At 69.8% G+C, this 14,641-nt stretch carries 14 protein-coding genes and 2 pseudogenes; 8 read left to right on the top strand and 8 right to left on the bottom strand.

Features of this window, described 5'->3' with window-relative positions; genetic code table 11:
- The first annotated feature begins 126 nt into the window (after positions 1–126).
- Both OG946_RS24410 and OG946_RS24405 read left to right on the top strand, forming a co-directional pair.
- Positions 127–1,473 (top strand): tetratricopeptide repeat protein, encoded by a 1,347-nt coding sequence (locus tag OG946_RS24410; protein ID WP_326798147.1) that lies wholly within the window; start codon positions 127–129, stop codon positions 1,471–1,473.
- 80 nt (positions 1,474–1,553) lie between these two features.
- Positions 1,554–2,498, top strand: coding sequence for an AraC family transcriptional regulator (locus OG946_RS24405; protein WP_326798146.1), 945 nt, complete (start codon positions 1,554–1,556; stop codon positions 2,496–2,498).
- A gap of 613 nt (positions 2,499–3,111) precedes the next feature.
- Here OG946_RS24405 and OG946_RS24400 read toward each other — a convergent pair.
- Positions 3,112–3,867 (bottom strand): SDR family NAD(P)-dependent oxidoreductase, encoded by a 756-nt coding sequence (locus tag OG946_RS24400; RefSeq protein ID WP_326798145.1) that lies wholly within the window; start codon positions 3,865–3,867, stop codon positions 3,112–3,114.
- Positions 3,868–4,103: 236 nt separating this feature from the next.
- Here OG946_RS24400 and OG946_RS24395 point away from each other — a divergent pair, with 236 nt between their 5' ends.
- Entirely contained in the window at positions 4,104–5,012 is a 909-nt protein-coding gene (locus tag OG946_RS24395) for a cyclase family protein (protein WP_326798144.1), read from the top strand.
- Here OG946_RS24395 and OG946_RS24390 read toward each other — a convergent pair.
- The 4 genes and pseudogenes from OG946_RS24390 to OG946_RS24375 form a co-directional block, all read right to left on the bottom strand.
- Entirely contained in the window at positions 4,990–5,568 is a 579-nt protein-coding gene (locus OG946_RS24390) for a helix-turn-helix domain-containing protein (RefSeq protein WP_326798143.1), read from the bottom strand. The genes OG946_RS24395 and OG946_RS24390 overlap by 23 nt on opposite strands.
- A pseudogene (locus tag OG946_RS24385) lies at positions 5,481–5,801 on the bottom strand (transposase family protein); the annotation flags it as partial. The pseudogene OG946_RS24385 and the gene OG946_RS24390, both read right to left, overlap by 88 nt.
- Positions 5,802–6,037: 236 nt before the next feature.
- The gene (locus OG946_RS24380; RefSeq protein ID WP_326798142.1) at positions 6,038–6,172 is read right to left on the bottom strand and encodes a hypothetical protein; all 135 of its coding nucleotides are present in this window, start codon (positions 6,170–6,172) and stop codon (positions 6,038–6,040) included.
- A gap of 9 nt (positions 6,173–6,181) precedes the next feature.
- Positions 6,182–6,961, bottom strand: a complete 780-nt coding sequence (locus OG946_RS24375) for an NAD(P)H-dependent oxidoreductase (RefSeq protein WP_326798141.1) — start codon at positions 6,959–6,961, stop codon at positions 6,182–6,184.
- Between the two features lie 138 nt (positions 6,962–7,099).
- Between OG946_RS24375 and OG946_RS24370 the strand changes: the two genes are divergently transcribed.
- Positions 7,100–7,987, top strand: a complete 888-nt coding sequence (locus tag OG946_RS24370) for a helix-turn-helix transcriptional regulator (RefSeq protein ID WP_326798140.1) — start codon at positions 7,100–7,102, stop codon at positions 7,985–7,987.
- Positions 7,988–8,091: 104 nt separating this feature from the next.
- Here OG946_RS24370 and OG946_RS24365 read toward each other — a convergent pair.
- Positions 8,092–8,526, bottom strand: a pseudogene (locus tag OG946_RS24365) (transposase family protein); the annotation flags it as partial.
- Positions 8,527–9,049: 523 nt separating this feature from the next.
- Here OG946_RS24365 and OG946_RS24360 point away from each other — a divergent pair.
- Positions 9,050–9,373 carry a hypothetical protein gene (locus OG946_RS24360; RefSeq protein ID WP_326798139.1) on the top strand — a complete coding sequence of 108 codons (324 nt, stop codon included), beginning with the start codon at positions 9,050–9,052 and terminating at the stop codon, positions 9,371–9,373.
- A 113-nt stretch (positions 9,374–9,486) separates the two neighbouring features.
- Positions 9,487–10,239 (top strand): transposase family protein, encoded by a 753-nt coding sequence (locus OG946_RS24355; protein WP_326798138.1) that lies wholly within the window; start codon positions 9,487–9,489, stop codon positions 10,237–10,239.
- A gap of 248 nt (positions 10,240–10,487) precedes the next feature.
- Here OG946_RS24355 and OG946_RS24350 read toward each other — a convergent pair whose 3' ends face one another.
- Positions 10,488–11,111 carry a TetR/AcrR family transcriptional regulator gene (locus OG946_RS24350; protein WP_326798137.1) on the bottom strand — a complete coding sequence of 208 codons (624 nt, stop codon included), beginning with the start codon at positions 11,109–11,111 and terminating at the stop codon, positions 10,488–10,490.
- A gap of 97 nt (positions 11,112–11,208) precedes the next feature.
- On the opposite strand from OG946_RS24350, the gene OG946_RS24345 reads away from it, so the two are divergent.
- Positions 11,209–11,697, top strand: a complete 489-nt coding sequence (locus OG946_RS24345) for a peroxiredoxin family protein (RefSeq protein ID WP_326798136.1) — start codon at positions 11,209–11,211, stop codon at positions 11,695–11,697.
- 1,248 nt (positions 11,698–12,945) lie between these two features.
- Positions 12,946–13,800, top strand: a complete 855-nt coding sequence (locus OG946_RS24340; RefSeq protein WP_326798135.1) for an LLM class flavin-dependent oxidoreductase — start codon at positions 12,946–12,948, stop codon at positions 13,798–13,800.
- Between the two features lie 344 nt (positions 13,801–14,144).
- Here OG946_RS24340 and OG946_RS24335 read toward each other — a convergent pair whose 3' ends face one another.
- Positions 14,145–14,288, bottom strand: a complete 144-nt coding sequence (locus tag OG946_RS24335) for a hypothetical protein (RefSeq protein ID WP_326798134.1) — start codon at positions 14,286–14,288, stop codon at positions 14,145–14,147.
- Positions 14,289–14,641 lie beyond the last annotated feature (353 nt).

The raw sequence follows: 14,641 nt of genomic DNA, 5'->3' as shown, positions 1-14,641 counted from the left end.
GACGCCGAGCGCCGCCTCGGGTAGGCAGCCGAGTCCCCGCTGCCCGGCCCGGGGCGACGCGGCCAGCCTCGTACGCCGCCGGTGGATGCAGACGCCCGCGCTGAGCCTCCCGCCGACCAGAGGGCCATGATGATCGACGCACCCAACCCCGTCCACACCGCACTTGACGACCCCGAGGCCCACGTCCGCCGGTGCCTGGCGCGGCTGCCGTTCGCCGACGTGGACGTGGAGCTGACCGCCGCCGCCTGCGCGCTGCCCGGTCGGACCGCGGGCGAGGCGCTGGCGGTGCTGGCCGACGCCGGGCTGCTGGAGCGGCACGGCAGGCACCCGGTCCGCGGCCCGGTCTACGGACTCCGCGGCGCGGTTCGTACCCCTCCCCGCACACATGCCGACGAACGCGACCAACTCGACCAACTCGACCGCCTCGATGCCGAGGGGCCCGACCCCGCCGCCGGGGAGCCGCTGCGCCGGGCGCTGGACTGGCTCCTGGCCGCCACCACGGCCGCCGCACATCTTCTGGACCGCGGCTACCGGGACCTGGACCGCGACTACCACTATCCGCCCGCCGACGCACCGGCCTTCACCACCGTCTCCGAAGCCCTGGCCTGGCTGGATGCCCAGCACACCAATCTCATGGCCGCGGTCCGCGCCACGCACGCCGCCGGGCTGCACAGAAGTACCTGGCAGCTGGTGCACGCCATGAGGCCCTGCTGGACGACGTTCCACCACCGGCCCGGATGGCTCGAAGCACACGAGCTGGCTTACGACGCCGCCCAGGTGTGCGGCCACGCGCCGGCGCAGCGCGAGATCCTCGCCACCTGGGGCGCCGCCCTGCGCAACGCCGGCCGCCATGCGCAGGCCGCCGTCGCCTTCACCCGGGTCATCGCCGCGGCCAGGACCGCCGGGGACGGACTCGGCGCCGCCCGGGCCCTGTACGAACTCGGCGGCACCCACCTGGACGCGAACCGCCCCCGCCAGTCGGTGCAGTTCCTGCGCCGCGCCCGGCGGCTGCTCCGCACACTCGGCGATGCACGCGGAGTCGCACTCTGCAGCATCTGCCTGGGGCAGGTGGCCCTCGTCCACGGCCGCCCCACCGAGGCGATCACACTCCTGGACGAGGCACGCGCCGCCCTCGTCGGGGAGCACCATGCCTTCGACGCCGCCCGTGCCCTGGCCTGGCTCGGCCGGGCCCACGCGCACAAAGGCGACTACGCCACCGCCCAGTACGATCTGCGCCTGGCTCACGACGAGTTCGTCGCCGTCGGCTCGTCACGCTGGATCGCCCGCGTACGGGAGATGCTCGGCGACATCGCCCGGGAGCAACACCGCCTCGAAGACGCCACCCGGTTCCACGCCCAGGCCCTGGAGATGTACGGCAGGAGCAGCCCGTGCGATGCCAAGCGCCTGCGCCGGCACCTGGACGGCCTCAAGGCGCCCACCGGCAGCCCGGACCGTGACCGTGACCGAGTCTGACATCGGCGAGGCCCCGCGGGCGTTCCGCTTGGGGCGAGGTGACCCGATGAACACCGAAGAGGCAATGGGACGATAGCGGAATGTATCACCATGATTCAGTTGATTCGGTACGCTCGATGGACGCTTGGCGCGACGCTTTCGTCGGTCTCCACGGCGCGAACCTCATCACGGTGGCAGACGCCGCGCCCTGGGCGGGACGCCTGGAGTGGCGGCAGTCGCAGGCATACGGCATCGCGCTGTGCGGTGGTGTACGAGTAGATCTGCGGCGGGAGAGGCGGCACATCCGCTCCGACCCCCGGGGTACCTACGAACTCCTGGTGCCGCTCGCCGGAGCGGCCCGGGTGGCACAGGGACGGTCTTCAGGAGAGATCAAGCCCGGGTTCATGGGACTGTGCGATATGGACCGTCCGGTGGCGTTCGCGCACGACGACGACTTCGTATCCATTGCGTTGATCGTTCCCGGGAAGGAAGTCGACCGCCGCGGCATGGCCGCAGCGCGCGAGTCACAGGTCTTCAGTGGTGTCAGCGGCTTGGGCCGGGTGATACGGCAGATGGTGACCACGCTGCAAGAAGAGTGCGAGCGGCTTCCGGAAACGGTTTTCGACCTCGCCTGCGAGCACCTGCTCGACCTTGTCTGTCTGGCTGCGGGAGGCGCCACGGACTCGGCACCGGCCGAGCAGCGGGCAACGGTCGAGGCGGAGATTCGGCGCCATGTCCGCCGGCATGCCTGCGACCCCGACCTCAACGTCGCAGGCATCGCGCGGGCCCTTGGCTGGTCAACCCGCTACATCCAAGAGGTGCTGAAGGCTGCCGACACCACGTCGCGGGATCTCATACGCAGGGAACGACTGCATCTCGCCCGCACCAGGCTGGCCAGTGCGAGCTGGGCCGGGCATTCCATCTCCGAGATAGCTTATTCCTGTGGTTTTGGCAGTCATGCGTCGTTCAGTACCGCATTCCGGCAGGAGTTCGGCATGACGCCTCGCGACGCCAGTAGTCGCCGCGCCTCCGGGCCGGTCGCGTAACGGGGCGGTGTAGGTCTCGCTCGGGTGACGGGTTGGGGTTCCACGGGGAACCGGGGTGGAAGACCGGGGCGGCTCATCGACATACCGAGAAAAGAGAAGGGTAAATCGTGAAGGGACCGGCGAGGTAGACATAATGGTGAAACCAGAGCCCACTAGGGGTAATCCGCCCCAGGGCGGCGAGAGGCGGTCACGACAAGAGAGCCTGACCGGGGCGGGAGCGCCCCCGTTCGAGGTAGCGCACGGGCACTCCACTCGTCAAGCCCTGGTCCAGGGGCCCGTCGTTGTGGCGGGGGCGTCCGGATGGCCCGGTCTGCGGTGTTGGATCTCACCGGCCTGTGCTGGGCGGCATGTGCGGGCTGGTCAGGTCGGGCCATCGAGTTGCAGAACAGGCACGGTCACCGGTGATCACGAGGTGTCGAAGCCCTGATCACACTACGGAAGACCGTGCCTGCCCCCGTATCCGCCCGCACCACCGCCCTGCGGCAACCTGCCCCCGCCTCTGCGGCCACCTGCTCGACGACGTGCTCGACGAACACGTCGAGGGCCGGCGGCCATTCGCCGCTCTCGCCGAGCTCCATCAGCCAGCGCTTGGCGAGACAAGCTGTGCGCCCCGTCAGACCTGCACGGTGCCGCCGTCTACGAAGAGTTCGGCACCGGTGACGAAGCGGCTCTGGTCGGAAGCGAGGAAGAGGGCCACGTCCGCGACGTCCTCCGGGGTGCCGAGCCGGCCGAGCGGGATCCGGGAGACCAGGAACTCCTTCACCTGCCTGCCCTGCTCCGTGTGGCCGCCGCCGACGACCTCGTCGAGTCCGGGGGTGTCGATCGTTCCGGGGCTGATGGCGTTGACCCTGATACCCCGTTCCTTGAGTTCGTTGGCCCAGGTGCGGGCGAAGGACCGTGTCGCCGCTTTCGTGGCCGCGTACACGCCGAAGCCCTCGGGTCCCTCGACCGTCCAGATCGAGGCCGAGAGGATGACGGACGCGTGGTCGTTCAACAGCGGCAGCGCCTTCTGCACGGTGAAGACGGTGCCCCGCACGTTCACGCCGAGAAGAAGGTCGAGGTGTTCCTCCGTGACCTGCGCGAGCGGGGCCGCCTCCCCCACTCCGGCGTTCGCGTACAGCACATCCACCCGGCGGCCGTCCGCGGCGATCCGCTCGTACAGGCGGTCCAGGTCGGCCGGGCCGGCCACGTCGCCGCGGACACCGGTCGCCCCCCGCCCGATGGACGCGACCGCGGCGTCGAGCACCTCCTGCCGCCGGCCGGTGAGGTAGACGTGGGCCCCCTCATCTGCGAAACGACGGGCGCTGGCGAGACCCATTCCCGTCGAGCCACCGGTCACCACGGCCGTCTTGCCGTCGAGCTGTCCCATCACGTCCTCCTCGTGCTCCGATCCCGCATGCGGCCGTGCACGACGAGGGGAACGGCACGCCTCACCCAGGCGAACGACATGCCGCATACCCGTCGCGCAAGCCAGACGTCGATGGCCCTACTCTCACCGTCCCGTGCCTGGACGATCTTTCGCTCCGGCGCACAGTCCTTGTGCGCAGACGCAGACCTTCGGGTACCGGTGAAGGGCGGCCGACCCTTTCCCGTAGGTTCACCGACATGGGTACGGAACCGAAGAACGATGTCACCGGTGCGGCCAACGAGGAGGAATTCCCGAGCAATTGGGGCCGATGGGGTGCGGACGACGAGCTGGGCACGCTCAATCTGATCACCGAGGAGGCGCGGGCCAGGGGCGCTGCGGAGGCCCGTACCGGACGAGCGGTCTCGCTGGCCCAGCCGATCCAGCCGGCGCCGCTCGTCAGCGGGCCCTTCGCGCCCACCACCCGTGATGTCTCGCCGGTGCAGCAGTTGATGCAGTACACCGGAGGTGCACCGGCGACGGCGGACATGATGCTGGTGACCAATCATCACGTGCGCTCGACCCACCTCGACGCCCTGGGGCACCAGATCTGGGACGGCCAGGTCTACCCGGGGCGTCCTCTCGCGGAGAGCGTGACACCGGCCGGCGTGCGGCACGGTTCCACGGCGGCGTTCGCCGCCGGGATCGCCACCCGGGGTGTTCTGCTCGACTTGGCCTTCGACGGCCCGCTGCCTGCGGGGCACCCGATCACCTCGGAGGACCTGGTGGCGGCCGAGGCCCGCCAGGGCGTACGGCTGGAGTCCGGGGACGCTTTGGTGGTGCGCTGCGGGTGGGTCTACACCATCGAACCGGAGAGGCCGATGCCGGGCATCAGCCTGGACGCGGTGCGGTGGATGCACCGGCGCGGCGTGTCCCTGTACGCCGGCGACCTCGGCGACGCCCACCCGCCGCTGGATCCCGCCGCTCCCGGACCGCTGCACCGCGTCGCTCTGCCGCTGCTGGGTATGCCCCTGATCGACGTCGCGGAGTTGGAGGAACTGGCCGCCGTCTGCGCGGAGTCGCACCGCTACGCCTTCCTGCTCACGGTGGCGCCCCCGCGCATCCACGGCCTGACCGGCATCCCGGTCAATCCGCTGGCGATCTTCTGACGGATACCACTCCGGCGATGCCTGCGACCAGTGAACTGCCACGGTGGCGACGTTCCAGGGCCCCCGGCCAGGGCCCCCGGCCCGCGGCCGGCCTCCGACGCCGGGCTCGCGCGCGCCGGGGCCACGCTGGAACCGGGACGGCCCGATCCGGGACGGCCCGATCCGGGAGGGCCGGGTCGCGAGGCACGGGTGCGGGCGTCGCCCGGTCCCTCACGGTGCCGATCAGCTCGTCGCGCTGCGCGTCGTCGAGACCGAGCGCGTCGGCGAGACCGAGCGCGTCGGCGAGTGCGCGCACGGAGTGCGGGTAAGGCCGTCGCCGCTCACCGCGCTCCAGGAGGCCGACCGCCTTCGCCGTCATCCCGGCCCGCCGGGCGAGCTCGTCCTGTGTGAGGGACCGCGCGGTCGGAAGCTGCCGCAACAGGACTCCGAAGGTCGTCACGGGAGTCCGCCGGGGGTCACTGAGCCTCTTCAGCGTTGCAACTCCAGGGTGGGAACGGCCTTGGTGATTGACGTCATGCGGGTGGGGCTGCCTCGGGATCTGCGGAAGATCCGCCATGATTTCAGGCGGGCAACGCCGCGTTCGACGGGTGCCCGTGCCGCGGCCAGGGCCCGGCTGCGGGTTCTCTCGGTGGGGGTGAGTTCCTGCAGGGGCCTGCGTTTGATGCCCGTGGTCAGCCAGGGGCCGCCGCCCTGGTATGCGAGGTCGGCCACGATGGGAACACCCTGGCGCTCGCAGATCCGGATGATCCGGTGGGTGCGGGCGGCGGTCAGGTCGTGGGTGCGGCCCGGCTGGCTTTGTCCACGAGAACGGACAGCAGATGTACACCACTTCCGGAGGCACCCCGATCGGCGGCGCTTCGATGTTCACGAGGATGAGCAGCACGCTGTGTTCACCCGGCGGGCCCGCCAGTAAGCGTGCTTGCGTCCGGGGGGCCGTCGCGCTCATCTCCCAACTGGAGGCGTAGGGGTGAACCGTCCCGAAGTAGGGCGGCGCAGCCGATTGCGGTGACGGCCGCAGCGGTCCGTCAGGCGAGGTTCGGCCGGCTCTGGCTCGTGCTGTGGAGCAGAGCCGAGAGCAGGTAGCTGGCCGCGTAGGCCGCCACCACCGCCACGGCCCTCGGGCTGCTGCTCGGGTTCGCGCCCCAGCTCCCCCTGTCCATCGCCGGCGATTAGCCGCGCACGTGCAGCCCGAAACCCGTGCGGCCCGCGGGCTCCAGTCCCTCCTTCAGATGCAGCGAGGGGATCTCGTAGTCGCCGAAGTTCTGCCGCCGGAACGCGATCGGCTCGGTCGACTCCAAGGTGAGCAGGCGCTGCTCCCAGGCCTTGGCGACGTCCGGATAGTCCTCGTCGGTCATCCGGTCGGTGCCGTAGAGCACGAACGGTGGCAGCACCTGGATGCCCGGGTAGTAGAGGATGCCGTGGTGGATCGGGAACAGCAGATCGTCGATGGGGCCGTTGATCCCGCGAGCGGCGTAATGCGACTCCGGGCCGCCGGCGGTCACCGACAGCAAGGCCTTCTTGCCCGCGAGGGTTCCTTCGCCGAAGCGCTCGCCGTATTTGGTGTCGCTGTGTTCGCCGACGCCGTACGCGAAGTGGTAGGTGAATACCCGGTCCACCCAGCCTTTGAGGATCGCGGGCATGGTGTACCACCACAGCGGGAACTGGAAGATGATCGTGTCGGCCCACAGCAGCTTCTCCTGCTCGGCGAGGACGTCGGGGGTGAGCGTCCCGGCATCGAAGGCCCGGCCCGAGTCCAGGGCGACCTTCAGCGGACGTGAGGCGTTGGGGCCGTAGTCCGCGGCGTCCACGACCGCCTTCCAGTTCATCGCGTACAGATCGCTCACCCGTACCTGGTGCCCGGCGTTCTCCAGCGTGGACACCGCGAGGTCCTTCAGCGAGTTGTTGAGCGACTTCGGCTCCGGGTGGGCGTAGACGATCAGCGTCTTCATGGGAACTCCTTCGGATCGGATGCCTTCGATCCTGGGCGCCGCGGCACCCGGCGTTCAGGGACGCTTCTTCCATCGGACGGGACTTCCTGGTCCTGGCAGGACCACCTTCACGGGCAGCACCGAGGCCATACTGAACACATGGACGATCTCGCGGGTTTCCTGCGGACCCGGCGTTCCCGGGTCGACCCGGCGACCGTCGGCATGCCCACCGACAGCCGCCGCCGGGTCGAAGGGCTGCGCCGCGAAGAGGTCGCACACCTGTCCGGAGTCAGCGTCGACTACTACGTACGCCTGGAGCAGGGCCGCGCAACCCAGCCCTCCGAGCAGGTCCTCGACGCACTCGCCCGCGTCCTCGGCCTCGACGAGACTGAACGCGGGCACCTCTACCGGCTCGCCCGGCAGCGCCACCGCCGCACGAAGGCGCCGGGCGGGCGGGTGAGGCCGGAGCTGCTGCGGGTCCTCGACCTGGTCGCCGACGCACCCGCGCTGATCATGAACCATCGCCTGGACGTGCTCGCCGGGAACCGCCTCGCCGGGCTGCTCTTCGGCCGGCCGATGCCGGGTTTGAACACCGCCCGGCACATCTTCCTCGAGGAGGCCGAGCGCGGCCTGTACGCGGACTGGGAGACATGCACGCTCGACGTGGTCGGGCATCTGCGTCTGGCCGAAGGCAAATACCCCGAGGACCCCCGCCTGGCCTCCCTCATCGGCGAGCTGGCGATGGGCAGCGATCGCTTCCGCCGCCTCTGGGCCCGCGCAGACGTGCGCGCACGCACGCATGGACGCAAGGTGTACCGCCACCCGCTGGTCGGACTCCTGGACCTGCACCATGAGAACTTCGCACTACCGGATGAATCAGGCATGGAGCTACTGGTGCTGTCCGCGTCCCCCGGAAGCCCCGCCGAGGACGGGCTGCGCCTGCTCGCGGGCCTGGGCGCGGACAGCGGTGACGCGCATCCCACGGTGAACGCTCAGATCCGCAAGCAACTCAACGCCCACCCACCACCGGGAACGCCTCAACGCTGACCGCTTTCCGGTCCCCGGACTACTTTGCGGCTTTCGATTTCTGTGTGCGGCGGGGTGCCTCCGGAAGTGGTGTACATCTGCTGTCCGTTCTCGTGGACAAAGCCACCCGGCGGTGTGGGTGAGAGCCACAGCGGCCGGCTGCCCGGATCGGTGACCACCTGGACGTTCACGCCGTGGCGCCGGTGCTTGTGGGAGTAGTCGGCCCGGCCGTCGCCGACCCGGTCGCACTCGGCAAGGGTCCCGTCCAGGAGGACGAAGTCAGGATCCTGTTCGCGTAGCGTCTTCAGCAGGCCCGGTGCACGTGCGGCGAGAAGGTCGATGACCGTGCTGGTGTAGGCGTGTGCGGTGGACTCGCTGATGCCGAAACCGGCAGCGGTCTTCGCCAGAGTGGTGTGCTCGCGCAGGTACACCAGCGCCACCATCGCGCGATGAGACGGGCGGAGCTTGCAGCGCCGGTCGCCCTCACGAGTGACAGGCAGCATGGTGACCCACTCCACGAGCGCATGCGGCAGGTCGAGTGCGGCAGGATGGATGACCAACGAGGCCCCCGAGCACGGTGATTGAGACGTCAGACATCTCGGTCAACAGCCCGGGGGCCTCGCTCGTTGCGGCTCGCGAACCGTCACCTGATCGGTGGCCACCTCGAAGAAGCTCAATGAGAAAACCTGAGTGGCTGCCGCGGTGGTTCCGCCGCTTTACCAACGTCTACTTGCGGGCTTGACCTCGAGGAGCCCCAGAGGGAGACCCAGACTGCCGGCCCCTGTACGGGGGCGGCGGAGAGGAGGTCCGGGTGGGGCCATCCTGTGTGGAGCGCTGAACGGAAGGCTCGGATGCAGCCTGCCGGGACCCAGGTGGGAGCAGAGACTCTGCGGATGCGGGCGAAGGGACGGCCGGGCTGTATGCGGGCGAAGGGACGGCCGGGCTGTGTGCGGGCGAAGGGACGGCCGGGCTGTATGCGGGCGGAGGGACGGCCGGATCGGGTCGCTGGTTAGGTGTGTTCGCGTTGGCATACCTTGTGGCCTGCTGCATCACCTCTGCGTTCATCTCTCCCATGAACTGCTCATGATCAAGCGGGCCACCGCTATAACCTCGGCCGATGGCAACGCGAGCATACTCACGGAGCACCTCGTGGCGGTCAAGCCGCTGGATCGCATCTTCCCTCCGCCGCTCCACCTGCATATCATGCGGGGGCTGAGGGCCTTCCCGGACGGCTTCCCCTCGCTCTACGCCACGTCTGCGATGCCAATCCTCCACGACGACCAGCTGAGCGACGGTGTACTCGATTTCCAGTGGGGTGTGCTGAGATTCGCCAGGCACAGCGCCTCCTTCTCGCAGCTTCAGGGGTGGCATCTTCGTAACGTGACCAAGACGCCATCGGTTCATTGAGCTTCTTCGAGGTGGCCACCGATCAGGTGACGGTTCGCGAGCCGCAACGAGCGAGGCCCCCGGGCTGTTGACCGAGATGTCTGACGTCTCAATCACCGTGCTCGGGGGCCTCGTTGGTCATCCATCCTGCCGCACTCGACCTGCCGCATGCGCTCGTGGAGTGGGTCACCATGCTGCCTGTCACTCGTGAGGGCGACCGGCGCTGCAAGCTCCGCCCGTCTCATCGCGCGATGGTGGCGCTGGTGTACCTGCGCGAGCACACCACTCTGGCGAAGACCGCTGCCGGTTTCGGCATCAGCGAGTCCACCGCACACGCCTACACCAGCACGGTCATCGACCTTCTCGCCGCACGTGCACCGGGCCTGCTGAAGACGCTACGCGAACAGGATCCTGACTTCGTCCTCCTGGACGGGACCCTTGCCGAGTGCGACCGGGTCGGCGACGGCCGGGCCGACTACTCCCACAAGCACCGGCGCCACGGCGTGAACGTCCAGGTGGTCACCGATCCGGGCAGCCGGCCGCTGTGGCTCTCACCCACACCGCCGGGCCGCACCCACGACCTGACCGCCGCCCGCACCCACCGGATCATCCGGATCTGCGAGCGCCAGGGTGTTCCCATCGTGGCCGACCTCGCATACCAGGGCGGCGGCCCCTGGCTGACCACGGGCATCAAACGCAGGCCCCTGCAGGAACTCACCCCCACCGAGAGAACCCGCAACCGGGCCCTGGCCGCGGCACGGGCACCCGTCGAACGCGGCGTTGCCCGCCTGAAATCATGGCGGATCTTCCGCAGATCCCGATGCAGCCCCACCCGCATGACGTCAATCACCAAGGCCGTTCCCACCACCCTGGAGTTGCAACGCTGAAGAGGCTCACTGGGCGGGTCACGTGCCGATCGTACGGCCGGCCGCCGTTGCAGTCCGTGTCGCCCGGGGCCGACTCGGCGATGTCGGGCCGCGCACCCCGACGTCGTGGATGACCTCTCACGCCTGCGCGGGCGCCCGGGTGCCGGCAGGTCCGCCGGGGTCTCCGGGGCCCGGTAGCGGCCCCGTCCGCGCAGAGTGCCGGTCCCGCCCACGCCGCCCGCCGGGGCCGGTGTGGCCGGGGCCCCCGCTCACCCCGGTCCCGCGGCACGGGCCACGTGCTCGATGGCCATGTCCAGGGCGCGTGCGAGCGGACGGCTCGTGCGGTGGGTCTTGGTCAGCAGCAGCCCGCCCTGCAGGGCGGCCATCACGGCTTCGGCGAGGGCCTCCGGATCCGCACCCGGCCGCAGCTCTCCGCGGTCCCGCATGGCGGTGAAACCGGCGCGCAGCGGGGTCTCCCAGGCGGCGAAGCACTCCTGCAGGACGCCGCGCGTCCGCGCGTCGCCGTCGGCGAGTTCGCTGGCGAGGGAGCCGAGCGGGCATCCGCCGGCGTACTCCAGCTCGTCCTGGATCGCGACGATCTTGTCGCGCCAGCCACGCAGGGCGGCCAGGGTGTCCAGGGCTTCCAGCTCCGGGCGCTGGGCGTCCATGACCTGCTCCACCTGGTGCCGGGCGACCGCCCGGAGCAGGTCGCTCTTGTCGGCGAAGTAGTGGTAGAGCTGGGACTTGCTGGTGCCGCTGGCCGCCATCACGTCGTCCAGGCTCGTTCCGGCCGCCCCGCGCTCGCGCACCAGCCCGGCGGTGGCCGCCACGATGCGGCCCTTGGTCGCCGCACCCCGGCGGGTCAGCCTCGGCTCCTGCCGCACACCTTTCATGATTCTTACGCTAGCCGAACTGGACTTGATAGTCCAGTTCTCTGCTGCCTACGGTCGAACGAATCCGTCCGGCAACAGACATGAGAGCAGGGACACCATGACGCGGCTCGGCAATGGCCAGCGCTTCCCCGAACTCCAGATTCCGGCGATCGGGGGCAGAGGGACCCTGTCCCTCCCGGACGACCTCGCCGGACACTTCGGAGTGGTTCTCCTCTACCGCGGGTCCTGGTGCCCGTACTGCAACGCCCAACTTGCCGCCTTCCGGCGCGCCGCCGACACCCTGCAATGGCTCAATGTGCGCGTCGCCGCGCTCTCCGTCGACGACGAGGAGACCACTCGCGCGCTCGTCGCCAAGCACCGCCTGGACTTCCCCGTGGGGTACGGCGCTGACGCCGGCAAAGTGGCCGAGGTCACGGGTGCCTACGTCAACGATGCGCCCGGCGAGCAACGGTACCTGCAGTCCACCGGGTTCGTGCTGGCCCCGGACAGCAAGGTGATCACGGCGGTCTACTCCAGCGGCGCCATCGGACGCCTGGTCCCCGACGACGTCGCCGGCCTGGTCCGCTACCTCCGCGACCACGGCTGACCACGGCGGAGCCGTGCGCTCAGGTACGCGACGCGCTGCGGCCTGCGGCAGGTTGGGGCGCCGGGGCGGCCAGCAGCAGAACCGGGCCCGGCGGTTGCCCGGGCGGCGACAGCCACCGGTGAACCGCTCCTCGCGACCGTACGTAGTGCCTGGGAGAGACGGACGCCTCGACAGGCGCACAAGAGGAGGCACCGGATGTCCTCACCCCGGTCCGGCAGCGGTGGCAGTGGCGACAACTCCCGCACCACCCAGTGGGGAGGCCACGTACGACCGGCCCACGACTACGGCGCGTACCAGGAGGTCCCCCTCACCGGCGACAGCCTGCTCGGCGACCGGTCACAGGGATACACGACGGGACCACCCGCCTACGCCACGCGGGACGCCGGACAGAATGCCCCCCCGGCACGCCGGGGGTCCGCTCCCGACGTGCCACCTCCCAGGTATCCCGACCTGCTTCGCCACCGGACCCAGGGGGACAGCGCGGACACCACTCGGCCGACCGTCGCCGACACGCACGGCGTGCTTGGGCGAGGATACGTATACAGCCCTCGGTCGATGAGTCCCGCCGGAGACCAGGCGGAGAACAGCATCGGCGGAAGCGCCGGGGAAACCCTGCCCAGCACCAGCACCAGCACCAGCACCAGCTACTATTCCGCCCGGAGTGGTGACAGCAGCAGCACCTATCACTCCGCAGTCTCCCAGCTCGCTTCCACCGGGACGAATTCCAGGCCGGGGCGAGGAAGTGGGAGTTCCCGATAAACGAACCTGTCCGGCTCACCTCCTGCGGCAGGGCTTCGGCGTAGTCGCGTCCGGATTATGCTCGTGTGGGGCTGGGGGGCGTGAGAGCGGATGCTGGTTGTCGAGCCGAATAGGGTCTTTACGACTGCGAGCCCTACCCGTTTGCGTTCCCGTGCGCTGGTCGCACCCACAGCGGGCGCCCACGACAGAGGGCGTCACCGTCGGCCGGAGGTACCGACCCCACCCGCGGACCCGGCCTTGTGCGCAACAAGCCCTGGTACACCGGATCAAGGACGGTGGCGCCGCGCGCGGTCCCCTTCCGGTCCCGGCAACTCTGGCGATTATTCCGGCCCGGAGATGCAATAGTATGCTCCGTCAGGCTTGCGCTCACTGGCGCCCTGTACCGCTCAACGTGCTCATGCCACAAGAGGCAACGGTACACCCCCAAGTCCAGTCCCTGCAGTGAGTGACCAGTCGACGTACTTGGCATTCACACAAGGAGTACAGCTTATGAAAATTGGTATCGGCATTCCCAATCAGATACGCAATGTGGGAGCGGAAGTCATCCCGGAATGGGCGCGGCGTGCCGAAGACGCGGGGTTCGCCTCCCTGGGCAGTGTGGGCCGTGTCGCCTATCCGGGGGTGATGGACACGGTCGCGCTGGCAGCCGCGGCAGGTGCCACGAGCAGGATCGGGCTCATCAGCAACGTTCTGCTCGGCCCGGTGTGGCCTCCTTTGCTGCTGGCCAAGGAGGCTCAGAGCATCGATGGTGTTTCGGGCGGCCGTCTCACCCTCGGTATCGGCCTCGGAGGGCGTCCCGACGACTTCGTGGTGGAGGGCCTGGGCCCGCGCGGCACCGGTAGGCGGCTCGACCGCGACATCGAGACGTACAAGAGCGTGTGGCGCGGCGAGACCCCCGCCGGCTGCGACAACCCGCTGGTCCCCGAGGGCAGCCGTGAGGTGCCTCTGCTCTTCGGCGGCATGGTCGAGGCGTCCTACAACCGCGTGGCGCGCTCCGGCCGTGGCTATATCGGCGCGTCGCTACCGGCCCACATGGTCGCCGGCGCCTTCGACGGCGTACGCACGGCCTGGAAGGAAGCCGGACGCGACGGCTCACCGTACCTGGTCGCCATCGCCTACTACGCCGTCGCGGATATCGAGGGTGGCCGAGCGAACGTCTACGACTACTACTCCACCGCGGGAGCAGACACCGCCGGCTTCATTTCGTCTGCGGTGAGCGGAGGAGCGGATGTGATCAAGAAAACCGTCAGGGAATTCGAGGCGATCGGAGCAGACGAGCTGGTCCTCAACCCGACCAGCGACGACATCGACGAGATCCAGCGCGTCGCCGAAGTCGTCCTCTGACACGGTGGCCGTAGTTTCTGATCACGGCCGGTCGGGGGGCTGGTGTCGTTGCTGGTGACAGGCTCGGGTGAGGGCTTGGTGACGGCGGCGCCATGCGATCCGGCGCGGGATGTGGTCGCGGTCTCGGGCAGCATCGGGCAGGACGAGGGCGCGTGGCAGGCGTACGAGCTCCGGGCAGGTCAGCGGGATGAGCCGGGGTGGTCCGGGCAGCCCGGGCTGTGCGGTGGTGACCGGTCCCGTCGGTGACCTGGTGCGAGGCGGCGACGCCGACCGCGTACCCCAGCCCCAGCGACCGGACGCCGCAGCGCAGTTCGCGGGCCGCAGTACACCTCGTCACCGGCGAATCAGCGCGCCTGGATCCCGGCCGTGAGGGCGCCGGTGACCATGGACAGCGGCTGCTGCGATTTCGTCGCGAGCCCGATCCCGGACGGCACCCCGGCCAGCTCGCGGCGCTCGTCGTCCGCGGCCCGGTCCGCCGGGAGATACACCCCCGCCTGCGGGGTGCCGCCCGGCTCGGCCCCGGGCCCCGGAGACCCACAGCAGGTCACCGGCCGGCGAGGCCAGGAACTGAAGGTTCCCGCCGAATCGGCGTGCTTTGCCGGAGTACCGCGGGTTGTTGCCGTTCTCTCGTATCCCGGCGAGGCGGTCGCAGGTGATGAGGGTGCCGTCCAGCACGATGTGGCCCATGCCCTCGCGGTGGCAGCGGTCCAGGAACGTGTGCAGGCCCGTTGCCGGAACCGGCGCCCTCGCTCGCGCACACCGTCTTCACGGCCGTACCGGCCGAGCGTGCCGGTGGCCCGTGGAAGTGAACCGTACCCGGGTGCCGGTCCGTTGTGCTCGC

The sequence above is a fragment of the Streptomyces sp. NBC_01808 genome (assembly GCF_035917395.1).
Classification (GTDB): domain Bacteria; phylum Actinomycetota; class Actinomycetes; order Streptomycetales; family Streptomycetaceae; genus Streptomyces.
This window is presented reverse-complemented; position numbering and strand designations above follow the sequence as displayed.

Excerpts from the sequence above, each read along its gene's own strand:
- OG946_RS24360 (WP_326798139.1), top strand. The coding sequence starts at position 9,050 with ATGATCAAGCGGGCCACCGCTATAACCTCGGCCGATGGCAACGCGAGC.
- OG946_RS24395 (WP_326798144.1), top strand. The coding sequence starts at position 4,104 with ATGGGTACGGAACCGAAGAACGATGTCACCGGTGCGGCCAACGAGGAG.
- OG946_RS24410 (WP_326798147.1), top strand. The coding sequence starts at position 127 with ATGATGATCGACGCACCCAACCCCGTCCACACCGCACTTGACGACCCC.
- OG946_RS24405 (WP_326798146.1), top strand. The coding sequence starts at position 1,554 with ATGTATCACCATGATTCAGTTGATTCGGTACGCTCGATGGACGCTTGG.
- OG946_RS24370 (WP_326798140.1), top strand. The coding sequence starts at position 7,100 with ATGGACGATCTCGCGGGTTTCCTGCGGACCCGGCGTTCCCGGGTCGAC.
- OG946_RS24350 (WP_326798137.1), bottom strand. The coding sequence starts at position 11,111 with ATGAAAGGTGTGCGGCAGGAGCCGAGGCTGACCCGCCGGGGTGCGGCG.
- OG946_RS24390 (WP_326798143.1), bottom strand. The coding sequence starts at position 5,568 with ATGGCGGATCTTCCGCAGATCCCGAGGCAGCCCCACCCGCATGACGTC.
- OG946_RS24340 (WP_326798135.1), top strand. The coding sequence starts at position 12,946 with ATGAAAATTGGTATCGGCATTCCCAATCAGATACGCAATGTGGGAGCG.
- OG946_RS24345 (WP_326798136.1), top strand. The coding sequence starts at position 11,209 with ATGACGCGGCTCGGCAATGGCCAGCGCTTCCCCGAACTCCAGATTCCG.
- OG946_RS24400 (WP_326798145.1), bottom strand. The coding sequence starts at position 3,867 with ATGGGACAGCTCGACGGCAAGACGGCCGTGGTGACCGGTGGCTCGACG.
- OG946_RS24380 (WP_326798142.1), bottom strand. The coding sequence starts at position 6,172 with ATGGACAGGGGGAGCTGGGGCGCGAACCCGAGCAGCAGCCCGAGGGCC.
- OG946_RS24375 (WP_326798141.1), bottom strand. The coding sequence starts at position 6,961 with ATGAAGACGCTGATCGTCTACGCCCACCCGGAGCCGAAGTCGCTCAAC.